The sequence below is a fragment of the Jeotgalicoccus sp. WY2 genome, from assembly GCF_018437745.1.
GTDB classification, from domain to species: domain Bacteria; phylum Bacillota; class Bacilli; order Staphylococcales; family Salinicoccaceae; genus Jeotgalicoccus; species Jeotgalicoccus psychrophilus.
In genome coordinates this window covers 845,685-862,366 of sequence record NZ_CP049818.1, presented here as the reverse complement: position 1 = coordinate 862,366, position 16,682 = coordinate 845,685, and the positions used below count along the sequence as shown (strand labels likewise).

At 40.7% G+C, this 16,682-nt stretch carries 19 protein-coding genes and 2 pseudogenes; 16 read left to right on the top strand and 5 right to left on the bottom strand.

What is annotated here, in order from left to right:
* Positions 1-208 precede the first annotated feature (208 nt).
* From G4D76_RS05075 to G4D76_RS05025, 13 genes and pseudogenes are all read left to right on the top strand, one after another.
* Entirely contained in the window at positions 209-874 is a 666-nt protein-coding gene (locus G4D76_RS05075; RefSeq protein ID WP_371814655.1) for a methionine ABC transporter ATP-binding protein, read from the top strand.
* Positions 867-1,553, top strand: a complete 687-nt coding sequence (locus G4D76_RS05070) for a methionine ABC transporter permease (RefSeq protein ID WP_213810721.1) — start codon at positions 867-869, stop codon at positions 1,551-1,553. The genes G4D76_RS05075 and G4D76_RS05070 overlap by 8 nt, the downstream gene beginning before the upstream one ends.
* 12 nt (positions 1,554-1,565) lie before the next feature.
* Positions 1,566-1,697, top strand: coding sequence for a hypothetical protein (locus G4D76_RS15825; protein WP_256440536.1), 132 nt, complete (start codon positions 1,566-1,568; stop codon positions 1,695-1,697).
* Complete coding sequence (locus tag G4D76_RS05065) at positions 1,694-2,392, top strand: MetQ/NlpA family ABC transporter substrate-binding protein (protein ID WP_213810720.1); 699 nt, start codon at positions 1,694-1,696, stop codon at positions 2,390-2,392. The genes G4D76_RS15825 and G4D76_RS05065 overlap by 4 nt, the downstream gene beginning before the upstream one ends.
* The gene (locus tag G4D76_RS05060) at positions 2,393-3,223 is read left to right on the top strand and encodes a MetQ/NlpA family ABC transporter substrate-binding protein (protein ID WP_213810719.1); all 831 of its coding nucleotides are present in this window, start codon (positions 2,393-2,395) and stop codon (positions 3,221-3,223) included.
* A gap of 108 nt (positions 3,224-3,331) precedes the next feature.
* Complete coding sequence (locus tag G4D76_RS16670; RefSeq protein ID WP_371814590.1) at positions 3,332-3,583, top strand: AAA family ATPase; 252 nt, start codon at positions 3,332-3,334, stop codon at positions 3,581-3,583.
* A 37-nt stretch (positions 3,584-3,620) separates the two neighbouring features.
* Positions 3,621-4,289: an AAA family ATPase gene (locus tag G4D76_RS05055; protein WP_371814589.1), complete on the top strand. Its 669-nt coding sequence runs from the start codon at positions 3,621-3,623 to the stop codon at positions 4,287-4,289.
* A 226-nt stretch (positions 4,290-4,515) separates the two neighbouring features.
* Positions 4,516-4,884 (top strand): hypothetical protein, encoded by a 369-nt coding sequence (locus tag G4D76_RS05050; RefSeq protein ID WP_213810718.1) that lies wholly within the window; start codon positions 4,516-4,518, stop codon positions 4,882-4,884.
* Positions 4,885-4,938: 54 nt separating this feature from the next.
* Positions 4,939-5,484, top strand: a complete 546-nt coding sequence (locus G4D76_RS05045) for a DUF58 domain-containing protein (RefSeq protein WP_213810717.1) — start codon at positions 4,939-4,941, stop codon at positions 5,482-5,484.
* A complete protein-coding gene (locus G4D76_RS05040; RefSeq protein WP_213810716.1) occupies positions 5,481-6,377 on the top strand; it encodes a hypothetical protein in 897 nt (298 codons plus the stop codon). Before G4D76_RS05045 ends, G4D76_RS05040 begins: the two co-directional genes overlap by 4 nt.
* Before the next feature lie 382 nt (positions 6,378-6,759).
* Entirely contained in the window at positions 6,760-7,911 is a 1,152-nt protein-coding gene (locus G4D76_RS05035; RefSeq protein WP_213810715.1) for a hypothetical protein, read from the top strand.
* Positions 7,912-7,929: 18 nt separating this feature from the next.
* Positions 7,930-9,153 carry a metal-dependent hydrolase family protein gene (locus tag G4D76_RS05030; RefSeq protein ID WP_213810714.1) on the top strand — a complete coding sequence of 408 codons (1,224 nt, stop codon included), beginning with the start codon at positions 7,930-7,932 and terminating at the stop codon, positions 9,151-9,153.
* A gap of 102 nt (positions 9,154-9,255) precedes the next feature.
* Positions 9,256-10,145 (top strand): annotated as a pseudogene (locus tag G4D76_RS05025) (YitT family protein).
* Between the two features lie 134 nt (positions 10,146-10,279).
* Here the strand turns inward: G4D76_RS05025 and G4D76_RS05020 are convergent.
* From G4D76_RS05020 to G4D76_RS05000, 5 genes are all read right to left on the bottom strand, one after another.
* The gene (locus G4D76_RS05020) at positions 10,280-11,047 is read right to left on the bottom strand and encodes a class I SAM-dependent methyltransferase (protein WP_213810713.1); all 768 of its coding nucleotides are present in this window, start codon (positions 11,045-11,047) and stop codon (positions 10,280-10,282) included.
* Between the two features lie 663 nt (positions 11,048-11,710).
* On the bottom strand, positions 11,711-12,334 hold the full coding sequence (locus tag G4D76_RS05015) for a lysophospholipid acyltransferase family protein (RefSeq protein ID WP_213810712.1): 624 nt from the start codon (positions 12,332-12,334) through the stop codon (positions 11,711-11,713).
* A 9-nt stretch (positions 12,335-12,343) separates the two neighbouring features.
* Positions 12,344-13,282: a phosphatidate cytidylyltransferase gene (locus tag G4D76_RS05010; RefSeq protein WP_026858624.1), complete on the bottom strand. Its 939-nt coding sequence runs from the start codon at positions 13,280-13,282 to the stop codon at positions 12,344-12,346.
* Entirely contained in the window at positions 13,279-13,884 is a 606-nt protein-coding gene (locus G4D76_RS05005; protein WP_026858625.1) for a CDP-alcohol phosphatidyltransferase family protein, read from the bottom strand. Before G4D76_RS05005 ends, G4D76_RS05010 begins: the two co-directional genes overlap by 4 nt.
* 32 nt (positions 13,885-13,916) lie before the next feature.
* The gene (locus G4D76_RS05000) at positions 13,917-14,345 is read right to left on the bottom strand and encodes a GNAT family N-acetyltransferase (RefSeq protein ID WP_213810711.1); all 429 of its coding nucleotides are present in this window, start codon (positions 14,343-14,345) and stop codon (positions 13,917-13,919) included.
* 150 nt (positions 14,346-14,495) lie between these two features.
* On the opposite strand from G4D76_RS05000, the gene G4D76_RS04995 reads away from it, so the two are divergent.
* The 3 genes and pseudogenes from G4D76_RS04995 to G4D76_RS04985 all read left to right on the top strand — a co-directional run bounded on the left by G4D76_RS04995 (position 14,496) and on the right by G4D76_RS04985 (position 16,658).
* Positions 14,496-14,918 (top strand): SRPBCC family protein, encoded by a 423-nt coding sequence (locus tag G4D76_RS04995; protein WP_213810710.1) that lies wholly within the window; start codon positions 14,496-14,498, stop codon positions 14,916-14,918.
* 33 nt (positions 14,919-14,951) lie between these two features.
* Positions 14,952-15,679, top strand: a pseudogene (gene pxpB / locus G4D76_RS16665) (5-oxoprolinase subunit PxpB).
* Positions 15,669-16,658 (top strand): 5-oxoprolinase subunit C family protein, encoded by a 990-nt coding sequence (locus tag G4D76_RS04985; RefSeq protein WP_213810709.1) that lies wholly within the window; start codon positions 15,669-15,671, stop codon positions 16,656-16,658. The pseudogene pxpB and the gene G4D76_RS04985 overlap by 11 nt, the downstream one beginning before the upstream one ends.
* Positions 16,659-16,682 lie beyond the last annotated feature (24 nt).

Below are 16,682 nucleotides of genomic sequence, written 5' to 3'. Positions count from 1 at the left end.
TTATTTTCCCCCTTTACAACTGATATAGTATTGTTTACAATTTTATGAGAACAGACTGATACAGTTTAAAAACTGTTACATATCTATATTTTATTATAACAGTTTGCTGCAGATGAAATTTGCAAAGGAGGCATTAAATGATTGCGTTAAATGGTGTTGTTAAACAGTACCAGGGCCAAAGTGGACCTTTCAGTGCTTTGGATAATATATCTGTTCACATAAAGAAAGTGAAAAATTCGGCATTATCGGTGAGAGCGGATCGGGCAAGTCGACGCTTCTCCGCATGATTAATGCTTTAGAAACACCGGACGATGGAACAGTAATAGTAGATGGCGAAAATGTCAGCAGCCTGTCAGCGAAACAGTTAAGAAAATACCGCAAAAAAATAGGCATGATTTTTCAGCAGTTCAATTTGCTGAATAATAAGACAGTGGTGGAAAATATAATGCTGCCGTTAAAACTGCATAATTTTGAATCTTCTTTAAATATCGATGAAGTCTTGGCATTCGTCGGTTTGAGCGATAAGAAAGATAACTATCCGGGACAGCTGTCAGGCGGTCAGAAACAGCGTGTCGGCATTGCCCGCGCTTTAATTACGAATCCGAAAATCCTGCTGTGCGATGAACCAACCAGTGCGCTGGATGAAAAAACAACGGACGAGATTGTCAGCGTGCTGAAACGTGCACACGAAGTATACGGAATGACGATTGTCGTCGTGACCCATGAATTGAATGTGATTAAGCAATTATGCGACCGGACACTGGTACTGGAAGAGGGCAGAATAATCGATACAATCGATATAAAACCGTCAGCTCATGCATTGTCGGACGCCTCATATTATGACCGTATAGTAGAGGTGCTGAAAAATGAGTGAGATAATATCAATTTATTTTGAGCGTGTTGCAGAATACTGGCCGAACTTATTAACCAGTTTGAATGAAACAGGAATTATGATGGGTTTCGCAATGATTGCAGCAATAGTACTCGGACTGCCGCTCGGAACACTGCTTTACTTAACAGATAAAGATAAACCGTTACATAACAAATTTATTTACCATACGGCGAACGTTGTCGTAAATATCGTGCGGTCATTTCCATTTCTGCTGCTCGTTATTGCGATGCAGCCGCTGATACGGGAAGTTTACGGTCGGGCCACCGGAGACCCTGTTGCTGCATCATTTCCTCTGATGGTCATCGCGATTGCACTGTATGCAAGATTTGTGCAGCAGTCTCTTCTCGATGTGCCAAAAGGTGTTGTTGAAACAGCACAGGCGCTTGGAGCGTCAATACCGCAGCTGGTTTACCGATTCTTATTTGTAGAGGCAAGAAGCTCTCTAATCATCGGCTTCTCCACTGCGTTTGTAAGTTTTATTTCCTACTCAACAATAATGGGTGTTGTCGGAGGCGGGGGTATTGGTGACTTTGCAATCCGTTACGGTTATCAGCGCTATGAAACAGACATTATGTACACTGCGATTGTTATTATTATTATCTTTGTGCAGATTGCGCAGTGGTTCGGTTTATGGCTGGCAAGAAAAATTGATAAAAGATAAAAGGGGATTAGTATGATGAACAGAAAGTATTGGTTAGTGAGTGTTTTAAGTGCTTTTGTTTTAATGTTGGCAGCATGCGGCAATGGGGAAGAAACTGTTGAAGAAGATAATGAGATTACAGTTGTCGCACAGACGACACAATGACGGATGTTGTTGAAATTGTCGCAGAAAATATCGAAGAGCCCTACACGGTTAAGCTGGTAGAAGTTGCAGATAACATTCAGTACAATGAAGTATTTAACGATGAAGCTGATGCGAGTTTCGCACAGCATGAACCGTTTATGGAACAGTTCAACGAAGAAAGTGATGCGGATTTAGTTGCAATGGAAGAGATTTATAATGCAATTGTCGGTTTCTATTCACCGGTATACGATTCAATCGATGAGCTGGAAGACGGGGCAGAAGTTGCAATTCCGAGCGATCCAACAAACGAAGCACGTGCATTGATGATACTCGATGAAGCAGGAATTATTACATTAGCTGACGACGTTACTTTCGAAGCATCTGTCGATGATATTGAAGAAAACCCTAAAGACCTTAAATTTACACATGTTGATCTGCTTAACTTAAGCGCATCTTATGAAGACGGCATTCCGTTAGTCTTTAACTATCCAACTTACATTGAGCCTATCGGCTTAACTCCTGAAGATGCAGTGCTGCTTGAAGACGATGATGAAAATACATTCGCACTACGCGTTGTTGCACGAGAAGGCAATGCAGATTCAGATAAAATCAAAGCGTTAAACAAAGCCTTCACGTCACAGGAAGTTTATGACTTCCTCGATGAGCTTGCAGAGAAGGCGCATCTTGAGCCTGCATTTGAACCAGGTGAGGAATAAATGAAGAAACTATTTCCATTATTCCTTATACTGACACTCTTCCTTGCAGCGTGCGGAAATGATGAAGAAAGTGCATCATCAGAAGAAGATACACATATCGTTATCGCTTCTCAATCTGAACCGCTGACATCTATGGTTGAAACAGCGGCTGAAGTAATTGAAGAACCGTATACGATGGAGCTGCTGCCGGTAAACGACAATATTCAATATAATGAAGCAACATTTAATGATGAAGTCGACGGCAGTCTGAGCCAGCATGAACTGTATATGGAAGGTTTTAATGAAGAAGCGGGTGCTGATCTGGTTGCAATTCAGCCGGCTTACATTTCCAATGTCGGCTTTTACTCACCAGTTTACGATTCTATCGAAGAGATAGAAAATGGTGCAGAGGTCGCAATTCCAAGTGATCCGCCGAACGAAGCTCGTGCACTGCTGATTTTAGACAGTGCAGGAATCATTACTCTGGCTGAGGATACAGGAATCGATGCAGCAGTATCGGATATTGTTGAAAATCCTAAAGATCTTCAATTTACACCAGTCGACCTGTTTAACTTAACAGCAGCATACGAAGATGGTGTAGAACTGGTATTTGAACACCCCAACTTAATTGCGAATATCGGACTTTATCCGAAAGATGCAATTCTACTTGAGGATGAAGACGAAAAAAGATTTGCCTTCCAGCTGGTAACGCGTGAAGGCAAAGCAGGTAGTAAAAAAATGCAGGCGGCAAAACGTGCGCTGGCATCTCAAGAAGTTTACGACCTCTTAATGGAGGAATCTGAACACGAGATGTTTACACCGGCGTTTGAACCTGGTCAGCCTGCAGAATAAATTTTTAATGAAAGCACCGAGTTTGACCTCCCTTACTCGGTGCTTTTTTATTTTGTTCAAATATTGTTATAATTAAGAAAACGCATACATTTCAAGGGGGATTATTGCATGTCAGTCACAGAAAAGCTTAAACAGTTTAAAGAAGAAATAGGGAAAGTAATTATCGGGCAGGATAAAGTGATTGAACTGGTATTCATCAGTTTGATTCAGGAAGGGCATATATTATTCGACAGTGTGCCGGGAACCGGGAAAACGGTATTGTCTAAAGCTGTCGCCGGGACAGTTGACGGGAAGTTTTCCCGTATTCAGTTTACGCCGGATGTATTGCCGACGGATATTACGGGAATGAATATAGTATAATCCGAAAACACAGAGTTTTGATTTAAGGATGGGACCGGTGAATACAAATGTTCTGCTGGCTGATGAAATAAACAGAGCAACGCCGAGAACGCAGTCGGCACTGCTTGAAGTGATGGAAGAGCGTCAGGTAACGATTGACGGGGAGCGGGTTGAACTCGATGATTTATTTATCGTGCTGGCAACGCAGAATCCAATTGAATCGAGACAGGGTACATTTGACTTGCCGGAAGCCCAGATGGACCGTTTTCTGATGAAGATTACACTGAGCTATCCCGAACGGAATGAAGAACTGATGATGCTGGATATGCAAAGAGGTAAAAATTCTGTTACTGTCAATCCGGTGTTTACGAGGGAAGAAATTATGAATCTTCGCAAACAAGCAGCTGAAATACGTATTAACGATGCAGTGAAAGAATATATAATTGATATAGTGCAGGAGACGCGTGAGCATAAACATACAGCTCTCGGTGTCTCACCCAGGGGAACACTTGGTTTAATGCGTGCCGGGATGGGGGTTGCACTGATTAATAATCGTGACTACGTCACACCTGAAGATATTAAATATGCTGCTCCTTATGTGCTGTCTCACCGGATAGTGCTTAATATAGAAGGGATGACACTCACTACGGGTGAGGGGCTGATTCAGGATATTTTAAATGATGTGCCTGTGCCGGTGGAATTTGGAGTGAGTCGTGATGAGGTATAAATACGACTACAGCGAAGCGCCTGCTGCGGCACTTTTTGCAGTTGTGGCTGCTGTACTGATTATTTTGATATATTTTATGCTGCAACATTGAATCACTACATCGTATTTATACTCGGGATTATATTATCCGGTATGGTGCTGAACAGAATTTACGAAAAAAATGTTATGAAAAATATGAAGATCGATTATTAACGATGAGGTCAGGCATTATAAAGGCGAGTCCGGAGTGGTAAAAATCCGCATCGCACAAAGTGGAATAATGCCGGTGTTAGGTGCGGAAATGACAATCACTGCCGGTAATGATATTAAATTTACTAAGGACCAGGCCTTAAAGATACGCCAGCAGACCGAAACTAAGGCAGTATTTACAGTACTGCCGAAAAAAGAAACTGTTATTGAAGTACCGTATACCGCAGCCAGGCGCGGAGTGAGTTATATCGTTGAGAGCCGTATAAAGATTCCGCGTATATTCGGTTTCGGGCATATGGATTTAAAACAAGTCGGTCCGGCAAAACATGAGATTATGATTTACCCTGATAAGTTTGCTGTCCATAATGAACCGATTAAATTCAAAAATAGCGCAGGGACTGTTTAAAAATAATGAATCGCTGTATAAACGATCCGCTTTAACATCGGCAACAGAGAGTATATGGATATGGATTCCTTCAGGGATATCAATTGGAAACAGTCAGCAAAAACCGGCAGTCTGCAGTCGAAAATTTACGAGAAGACAACTTATACCGAGTGGCTGATTCTTGTTAATCTGCGTTCTGAATCTGTTTTTGCTCCGCCTAAAAATATTGAAACGATATTTGAAAAACTTAGTTTTTTAACAGGGGAAATAGCAAAGGAAGATATTACGTACAGTCTGATTGCGAATATGAAGACTTTCGATGAAGGCAGTTATTTCAGAATTGATGAGTTAAATGGGATTAAGAGTTACAGGCCTGTGCTTGAAGCACTGGCAAAAATTAAAACAGTTACTTTTACAATCGCGTTTGAACGTTTTTTAAATCATGTGAGACTGTATGAAAAAGTACCGTCGCATATTATTTTTACCGGAGAAACTGATGCACTGATTGACAGGGAGCTTGCGTATTTTTTACATCGGGGCATCACGATATACCAGCTGAATGAAAATGGGCTCGAACGCTACGGAAAAAAAGCGCCTGCAGCTAAGGCGGTGGCTCCATGAACAAAGTAAAGTACTATTCGCAATTTGTATTTTATTTCATAGTGGAAATGTTCGTCCCGGTTTTTATCGGAATACTGATTAATATTCATAATACAGCAGAGCATGAGAGTCATGTGCTGCCGCTTGCCGCGGTTCTTTTAATACTGCTGGTGCTGAGCCATAGTATCGCAAGGAGATGGCAGTTATCCTATGTGTACTTTCTTGTACCGCTCGGAATTTTGCTGTTAATGATTTTTGGATCCTACTGGCTGACAGCTTTTTTAGTAACAGGTTTTGCAGTATGGACGCTCGAACAGCTGCACGATAATATTAACAATCATTATAACGATAAGATGCTGATAATCATGCTCGTGCTTCTTATTATAATTAATCTGATTAATACACCGGTTTTACAAGCACATCAGCTGCTCATTCATTTAACTGCTATCGGCATGTTTGTGTTCTACTTTTTAGGAAGAATTATTATGCTGATGACAGGAAGCGGCTACCGGTTCAGTTCAAGGATACAAATATTTATAATGTCGTCACTCTTATTAATCGGTGCAGCTGCATTGTTTACAGGTTTGTATAAGTACGCTGTATTTGCTATTCATACAATATTTATCTTTCTATTAAACGGGTTTATTATGCTGCTGAGACCATTCTTCTCATATTTAGAAACGGTAGAGTTTAAATTCCCCGAGATGGAACAGGAGCAGATGGAAGTGAATGAAGACGGCGATGCTGTAGAGGAGTCATTTGAGGGGACCGCTGCGCTCGGTAATGTGCCCGTAATGACGATTTTATTAATACTGCTTGCTGTCGTTATTACAATCTTCCTTATAATGTACTTTAAGAAACGAAGCAGTCCAAAAAAAGAAGTTCTGAAGCTGCGGCATACAAAACGTTTGTGACAGACAGCAGTCTTGAAAATTATAAGAAAACGGGAGCAGCCCCGACAGTAAAGTAAGAAACCGTATTATGCTTTGAGAATGGCTCGCTAAAAGAGATCTTGGACGTTATCACGGGGAAACAATCGATGAGTGGGTAACGAGAGTCGGACTCACTGAAGAAATATGAAGGTATGCTGGAACGTTATAAAAATACCGTTATGACAGCAAAGAATTAACGTCAGAGGAATTCGGTGAATTTAAAGAAATGATTAAGGATTTTAAGAAGAAACTCGTCATTAAAAACAATTAATTCAGAAAATTCCCTCTATGGAAACGTAATCATATTTATTTATTGTTTGAATTGTCGTATAATTCGAACAATACCTTAAAAGGGGGAAGAAATATGATTGAAGAACCATTAGTTGCAACCGTCATGCTGTTTGCTTTACTGGCACTTGGTGAAGTGATCTCGATTTATTCAAGAGCACGTATACCTATGCTAATGACAGCAATGATCGGTTTTCTATTATTAACATGGACAGGGGTATTCCCTGAGAATATTTTAGAATTATCTACACTGCCGGCACTGGGTGCATTATTAATCGGGCCGCTGATTATACATATGGGAACTTTGATGCCTTTAAGTATATTGAAAAAACAATGGCGTGCAGTTGTAATTTCACTGAGCGGATTAATTGGTGCACTTGCTTTAGTGCTGCTGATTGTACCTGTTGTTTTTGATTTTGAAACTGCAGCGAGCGGCGTCGGTCCGATATCGGGCGGAGTTGTAGCATTATTAATTACGACTGAGAAACTGACAGAAATCGGACTGACAGCAATGATAGTCGTTCCGGTTTTAATCGCAGCATTCCAGACACCAATCGGCATGCCGTTAATCGCGTTCTTCTTAAAACGCTATGCAGGCCACTATGTCAGTACGACTAAGGTGACAGAAGATGAAATTGCTGCGCAAAAAGAAGAAGAAGTACCGGTAAGGTTTAATCTTTTGAAAAATAATATTATCTTATTATTTACAGTGTTTGTTCTGGCAGCAGCCGCTACAGTATTAAGCGAATGGACAGGTCTTCACTTTACGTTATTCTGTCTGCTGTTTGGTATTTTAATGCTGAATGGAAGACTGTTTCCGCAAGGTGTCTTGGAAAAATCAAATTCATTCAGTTTTATGATGGTGGCGCTAATATTTGTCATCATCGGCACGATGGGCGGAATTACGCCTCAGGACGTTATTAATAATATACCAGCAGTGCTCTTAATATTAGTCTGCGGTGTCGGAGGCTTGGCGATTGGCGGGTTTATCGCGTCGAAAGCAGTCGGCTGGCATCCGTTTAAAGGAATGCCGATTGCGCTTACAGCACTCGTTGGATTCCCGGGGGACTATATTATTTGCGAAGAAGTATCACGCAGTACTACTGATAATCAGGTAGACGAAACACGTGTATTTAATGAGATTGTGACACCGATGCTGATTGGCGGATTTGTTACCGTAACAGTCGCATCTGTAGTAGTTGCATCATTTGTTATGGGAATGTTATAAAAAAGGGGTTATTATATAATGAGTAAATTAATCGTAGAAAATATCAATTTAATTGACGGTAGCGGTGCTGACGTTAAAGAAAATGTCACGGTCGTTATTGAGGATGGCAAGTTCACACATATTGGCACTGCTGTTGAAACAAATAGTGCAGAGGTTATTGACGGACAGGGTAAATACATGCTGCCGGGCATGATCGATACGCATGTGCATTTATCGACAGAATTTAAACCGCTCACAGAACGTGTTGCGACTCCATTTTCATATCATTTTTATGAAGCGGCTCAATATGCAGAAAGAACGATCAATGCAGGTATAACAACAGTGAGAGATGCACTTGGAAGCTCGCTTGGGTTCAAACAGGCAATCAATGACGGTTTAATCGTCGGACCACGAATGCAGGTTTCTATCAATGCATTATCGATCACGGGAGGTCACGGTGACGGCTACAATTATTCAGGTGTGGATCTCGGCATTGTGAGACCGTATGAAGGAATGCCGGATGGTATTGCTGATGGTGTTGAAGAAGTCCGCAAAAAAACACGTGAATTACTGCGTGCCGGAGCAGATGTGATTAAAGTTATGGCAACGGGCGGAGTTTCAAGCCCGACAGATCATCCTAAATTTACACAGTACTCGCTGGATGAATTAAAAGTAATCGTCGAAGAAGCGCAGTTTAGAAATGGTGTTAAAGTTATGGCCCACGCGCAGGGGCTTGAAGGTATTAAAAATTGTGTTGAAGCAGGAATTCATTCGATTGAACACGGCATATATTTAGATGATGAAGTAATTGAGCAGATGAAAGTAAAAGGAACTTATTTAGTGCCAACACTGCTGGCGCCGGTGTCAGTAATAGAATTTGCTGATGAACTCGGAATTTCCGCAGTAGGACTGCAGAAATCAAAAGAAGTTATGGATGACCACAGAGCGAGCTTTAAGAAGGCGTACGATGCGGGCGTAAATATTGCGATGGGTACAGATGCCGGAGTATTTAAACACGGTACGAACCTGCGTGAACTTGAACTTATGGTGGAATCAGGAGCAACACCGATGGACGCAATTGTTATTTCAACTAAAAATGCAGCTGAATGTATGGAGATTGATGACCTTGGTCTTGTTAAAGAAGGTTACATTGCAGACTTTATTCTAACTGAAAATAACCCGCTTGAAGATATTGGGATTCTAAAAAATAACGATGAAATTAAAGTAGTGGCAAAAGATGGAAAAATACTGAAAAGCATATAATAAAAAGTAAGCCGTCCGCTGTGACGGCTTTTTTCATGCGTTGAAAGATATGTTAAAGTAATATAACATAGAAAAAGTATAAGTAATCAAAGGGGGATATGCATGAAAATCAGAAAAGCTTTAAAGAATACCCGGTTCGAAAAGATAAGACTATCATTTAATTCAGAGTTCACTGTACAGACGTTAATTAACGTTCTGACTATCATCGTAGGATCATTTCTCTTCGCTATCGGGGTTAACAGCTTTATGATTGCAGGAAACCTCGGTGAGGGCGGTTTCATCGGTCTCTCGATTATTTTATTTTATGCCTACGGTATACCGACAGCATTATCAAACTTAATAATGAACTTCCTTATACTTATCGTCGGCTTTAAGTTTTTAGGCAGACGCGCGATGCTGTATACAATATTTACGATTCCAATGACATCGCTTGCCCTGTGGGTAACGGAATCCTGGCATATACAAACAGACGAAATTTTAATCAATACAGTCTTTGGCGGACTATCGGTATGGGGATCGGGTTAATTATCCGTATTGGTTCAACTACAGCAGGGACGACAATTTTAGCAAAGATGGCTAACAAATTTTTAGATGTCAACGTTTCATATGCACTGCTGTTCTTCGATTTAATTGTAATTACAATCGGACTGACAGTAATGTCCCTTGAGCAGGTGCTCTTAACAGTTATCGCCTTATATATCGCAACAAAAGTCATGGACTTCATTATTGAAGGTATGAATCCGAAAAAGGCAGTCACGATTATCTCAAGAGATCCGGACCTGCTTGCAAACTTAATCAATACGAAAATACATCGTGGTGTTACGATATTAGACGGACACGGCTACTATTCAAAAGAAGAAAAAGATATATTATTTGTTGTTATTAATAAATCACAGCTTAACCGCTTGAAACGACTTATTAAAGCGAATGACGATCAGGCGTTTGTCGTCGTGCACGATGTAAACAGTGTACTTGGAAATTACCTGATTTAATATATTTAAAAGCGCTGGACCGAAAATATTTCTAAAACTAATAATCCGTACGTTAGACTCCTTGGAGAATAACGTACGGATTTCGTCTATAACAAATATTTTTTATTTTCTCAGGGCTTTTGTCCCCGCCCTTTTTATCGTTTAACAGCACTTAAAAGTACAGCTTCTCCCTGGAACGATTCAATTTGATTATCCTGCTCCTCGATTCGGAATTTTCGTTTTACATCTTCATTAGCGTTCACCATAATATCAGTAAGGTTTTCAATCTCATCATTGGTTAGATGCATACGGGTACACCAGTTTTCAAACTCAAAGTGTTTCTCAAAACGGTGCATTTCGGAAATTTCAAAGTTTTCCAGCTCGAGCATTTGGAACCACTCCGATTTTTTCCACGCCCTGAAGTGACTATAGTCACGCAGCTTTTCGATTTTATTATAGAAATGGTCAAATTCATCTTTTTCAGGAGCGGCATTGTCATTCAAAAGAAAACGACCGCCAGGTTTAAGAACACGGGAGACTTCCTTTATGAATTCTGTAATATTTGGGAAGTGATGGGGCGCAATACGGCAAGTAACAATATCAAATGTCTCATCCTCAAAAGGCATGTTCTCAGCATCGCCTTCGACAAATTCTACATTGGTATGGCCGTTACCCGTAATGAATTTTTCGGCAGAAGCAAGCATTTCCGGTGTGAGATCGAGAGCAGTTACGCGCTTAACAAGCGGAGCGAGCGCATTCGCTGTATGTCCGCCGCCTGTCGCAGCATCGAGTGCAAGGTCCGACTTTTCAGTCTGTGCCATTTCTATTAATGTCAAATCACCGCCAAGACGGTGTATTTTACTGCTGACGTAAGAATCAGCACTCCTTGCGAACTGTTTTTTAACATCTTCTTTAATATCCAAAAACCATTATCATTTTATGACTGAATAATTAGATATCTATTTCTATTTAATTTTATCACCATATAATAAGTAAAGATTATCAATATTATTAAATTATATAACTTTAGGTTATGTATGCGAGGGGCTAAAGTTTAAATCGGACTGTGTATATTGAAGTAAATGATGTAAACAATCAGCCACAACAAACCATATTATAATTTTCATACGCATAAAGAGTGTCTTAAAGACATAATGTGACAGCACATAGGCGATGACAGATACAGATAGAAATCGCAGCAGCCTTGCTGGAATTGTAAATACGAGAAACAGTAAGATTCCTGTATGCTCCGGGGCAGCTGAAGCAATAGTTTATATGGTACACCGAAGAGCGGGCCAGTGATCAGTGCGGTAAATGTGTTGTCTGACATAGAGCTATGGACATGTTCAATCATATAATCATGAACAGCAGGAATGCTGAGCATCATTGTTTCGACAGACTCAGAATGCAGACTGCTCCATATAAATATTATTATACCGCCGAGCATTGCCCCCGAGACGGCGACTATATTCGCATATACAACATATTTAAATCTTTTCGTACGAAGCGCATACAGCGACAAAATCACATCCGGAATGATAAAAAACCACGTTGCTTCAGCGAGTCCCCATATAAATATATTATCATTACCATTCGCTAAATTGTCCTTCCTTCTGCAAGGCGTCCATACGTTCATTCATTTCAACCATAAAATCATTGCGGTTGTCGGTATAGAAAAATTTATCTCCGACAAAGATATCAAAGAACGGCACAAAAACAAATGAACCTTTCGGCAGTGCTTTACCAAGACCGTGAATAAAAAGCGGAACTATTGGCACTTCCGGTTTTTCACGCATTAGATAATAAATACCGCTCTTATATTTACTCAGCTGTTCTGCTTCACCGCGGGATCCTTCAGGAAATAATATAATAATGCCGTCGTCGTCCAGGGCTTCAAGTACAGGCTTGAACATTCCTCTGAAGTCGCGTGTCATTTTCCGTTCTATCGGAATAATGTTCATGACTTTCGTCGAGAAGAAGGCGAGGAACTTATTCTTCATAAAATAATCACCCGCTGCAACTGGGCGGACCTTCGCAAAGCTTTTCCCTCTGAATAAAGACATCAGCACTAGTGTATCGAGATGACTGTTATGGTTTGCAATAATTACACAGGGTCCTTTATCCGGCAGCTTATGTTTTCTTCTAATATTTAAACCTAAGATAAATAATATGACTGGTCTTACTAACAGAGCAAACAGTATATTTTTCATAATCATCACCTAAAAGTAGAAGTATCTCGTAAAGTGGAAAAACAGCGGTGCTGTATATGTCAGTGAATCCACACGGTCCAGTATCCCGCCGTGCCCGGGAATGATTGCTGAAGTATCCTTAATATTTAAATCGCGTTTTAATGCAGAGATATTAACGTCGCCGATAAAACCAGTTAAGCCGATGTACAAGCCGGCGATGATGCTCGCAAGAAGAGAGAATGGTGTAATTAAGGGAGCTAAAATAACAGCGAGTACTGTTGTAGTCAGCACGCCGCCGATAAATCCGGCCCACGTTTTGTTCGGAGATACTTTTGGAATAATTTTCTTTTTGCCGAGTAATTTCCCCCATATAAACTGTGCAACATCGTTCGCCTGTGTAAGGACTACTAAAAACAGTACAAGACCCGCACCGGCGACGCTGTCCTCACGTCCTGGCAGAACGAGCAAAAAGGCCAGATGAGACAGTCCGAAAACCATAAGCATGACTCCCCATTGCACCGTTGCGATGGAACGGAGAAAGTTTTTAGTTTCTCCGACAATAATTGCCTGAATAGGAATAAGCAGAAACATATAGACAGGAATGAACACGATAAACATTCCGTACCAGCCTAGATATATTAAAGAAAACTGTACAGGAATCGTCATATACGCCCAGAACAGAACAAGCCGGTGTGCGCGGTTAAACGGAATGAGTGAAAAATATTCTTTTAAAGCGAGGAAACAAAGCAGTGCCATAAAGATGAGTGAAATTGTTGAATGAATAATCAGAGCGAATGTAAAAATGATGAACATTACCCACCATGAACGGATGCGCATCTCAACTTCTTTCAATCCGCTCGAGTTATTTTTCTGCTTCATTATTTTAGTAATAAGCGTAGAAATTATCAGCACAGCAACAATGCCAATTAAGACGTACAGGACTTCATCTGTCAGTAAGTTTATATTCATTGTGTTTCCTCCAGTCCGCCGACTGTGCGTTTATAAATATTAACTGCTATTAATATTGAGGCGATAATGAACACGATATGCAAGTATGGTTCGAGCGGTACATTGAAAAGGAGGAATACTGCAACAGCACCGATTAAAAATGCGCGGTCGCTTTTACCCATCGGTCCATCATAACGCCGTTCACCTGAATTGACTTCCGACAGCACTCCTGCCATTTCACTAATAATTGATAGTGAGATAAAAATAATTACGCTCACCGGTAAGGTTTGAGTGAGGAGTAAAAAAGGAATGAATAATGCAGTATCACTGATGACATCTGTCAGTTCATTTAAAACTTTTCCGAGGCGGCTTTGTAAGCTGAATTTTTTAGCGAGAACACCGTCAATAGCGTTCATCGCCATACGGACAAACATGAATACCGGAATGACAGCATAGATCCATGATGATTCATAATTAAAATAAAAAAGCACACCTATAATTATTGATAATAGGCATGCTGATATTGTCACCTGATTCGGGGTGACATGATTTTTGTGAAGAAGATTTACGAGCGGCATAAGCATCTGCTGGAATTTTGGTTTTAATTCATAAATGCTGATCATTTAAAATCACTCCAATATTCTATAGCCAAAAGCTAATATTTAATTTCCCGATCGAGCAGATACAATATAATATTGTCGTTTTCTGCGATGAGTTTAAAGCCTTTGTACTGCAGCCATGTTCTCGAAAAAGAAGTGCGGTAATGTTCATGTGAGAGTATGTAAATTTTACGGACATCTGCTGCTGCTGTTAAATATGCATCGAGCAGCTTTGAACCGATGCCGTGCGTTGGATAACCTGCATGCATCACAATCTCAGCAATATACTGGTTATAATTTCCGTCGCCGCTGGAGCGGATAAGACCGATCAGCTGATCATCATCGATTACACTGATGCAGTAATCAGAATTTAAAATGCTGCTGTAAAGCTGATCGTAATCAGTATAAAGTTCAGTGTCTCCGGAAGTGTAGAGTTCGAAGACATCGTCCTGTGACATGTTTTTCCGAGCTGTAATAGTGACCATGATTCACCCCGTAATTAATGTAAGTAACTAATTATATCAAGAATTTTCAGATATTGAAAGATGTCGTCTAGTTGTTTATAATCATAACTGTATACGGTTTCAAAGAAAAGTGAAATGTAAATAAAATACTTTAGAAACAGGGTGTTGTTAATGGAGCTTCAATTATATTTTTATCATCATGAAATAAATATGTCGCCGGAGGCGGTATTCAATACGATTAATAATGATGAGCTATTAAATACTATAGCAAAATTAACGGATATCGAGTACGTAAACAATACTCAAAACTCGAGGGAAGCGGGGACGAGAGGAATACTTCAATACAATGGTGATGCTGTTGAAGCTGAAATCGTCCAGTACAGAGCGGATAGAAGGATCGAGATGGAGTTAGAAATTCCGGCGGGAACATTAGTAACGATGTTCAATATCGTTCCGGTAGAAGATCGTTCTGAAGTGACAATATCGGTAAAACTTCTTACTGATTCAGCGGTGAGTTTTGCACTCTATGCACTTAAAATACCTGCGGTTAAAAAACAGTTTAACGAAGATATGAAGAGACTTGAGGGTAACTAACATCTCTATGCATTAAACGGGAGGAGATCAGGAATGGAAGTAAAACAGTACGCAGAAGATGCGCTGACGATTAATTTGGGCAGCAAAGTTGATGAAAAAATTAACAGACAGCTCGTGCAGCTGAAAGCGGCTGTCACTGAGCTGGAATTAGAAGGTATTACTGATATCGTTTTATCTTATACGAGTCTGATTATTTATTTTGATGTGCTTAAAGCAGATTCAAATAAAATAACAGCAGCTTTAAAAACGCTGGATTTAGCTGAACTAAAAGATATGGAATATGCATATAAAGTCGTTAAAATACCGGTCTGCTACGGCGGGGAGTTTGGTCCGGATATCGAACGTTTTAAAGAAAACGGCTTAACACCAGAAGAAGTAATCAATATGCACAGCGACACAGAGTATCTTGTTTATTGCTCGGATTTATGCCTGGTTTTCCGTTTCTCGGAGGACTTAATGAGAAACTGTTTAAAGCGAGACTGGAGTCGCCGCGAACTAATATTCCGGCGGGTTCTGTCGGTATCGGCGGACAGCAGACCGGCATGTATCCATTTGATTCTCCGGGCGGCTGGAATCTTCTTGGCAGAACACCCGTGCCATTGTATGACAGCAGCCGGGAAGATGCGATTCTGTATGAAGCCGGCGACAGAATTATTTATACGGTAATTGATGAAGCAGAATATGACCGGATAAAAGAAGCATACGGTAAAGGTGAATATACAGTTGAGACTGAATACAGAGGTGAAGCAAATGGCGCTTAAGATAATAAATCCAGGATTGTTTACAACGGTGCAGGACTCCGGCCGTTACGGCTATGAATCTTACGGGTTCACACCTGCAGGCGCAATGGATTATGAAAGCTATTACCTTGCAAATGCACTGCTCGGCAACGACTTTGACTGTGCTGTGCTCGAAATGACATTATACGGTGTGACTTTTGAAGTGCTGCACAGTACGAGTATGGCGATCTCGGGTGCGGATATGGAACTGACAATCAATGATCAGCCATTTGATACCGGGGCTGCTGTAGACCTTGTTAAAGGTGATATCGTGAAATTGGGCAGTGCTGCAAAAGGTGCCCGTACATATGCCGCTTTCAGCGGCGGACTGGATCTGCAAAAAGAACTGGGGAGTTATGCCACACATACAAGAAGCAATATGGGCGGCTTTAAAGGAAGATTACTTAAAGCCGGAGATATTTTACCGGTTAAAGAAAAAACGGTCGAGCATCATTTTAGAAAAACAACTAAAGAACTGGCCGAAGGCAATGAAATACGTTTTATTCCGGGCCAGCAGCATGACAGATTTGATGATGATAATAAGAAGTTATTCACAACAAGTGAATATACTGTAACGAAAGACAGTGACCGGATGGGCTGCCGTCTTGACGGTGTGGCGGTTGAAGCAGCGGATGATAATGATATTCTAAGTGAACCGACGCAGTTCGGAAGTATTCAGGTGCCTAAAAATGGACAGCCGATTATTCTGCTTGCAGACAGACAGACTGCAGGTGGTTATAAAAAAATCGGTACTGTCGCGAAAGTCGACCTGCCTAAAATTGCCCAGAAAAAACCGGGTGAGACAGTGACATTTAAAGAAATAAGTGTTGAAGAAGCTGCAAGGCTGTATAAAGACAGTCTGACAGCTTTAACAGACGGCACTTATATTGAGACATCGGTGAAATTTGGACATGCAAGACGACGGGATGCATTAAGTATTGCGCAATTAATGGAGGGATAAGACGATGAATTTTAAGAGATAAAA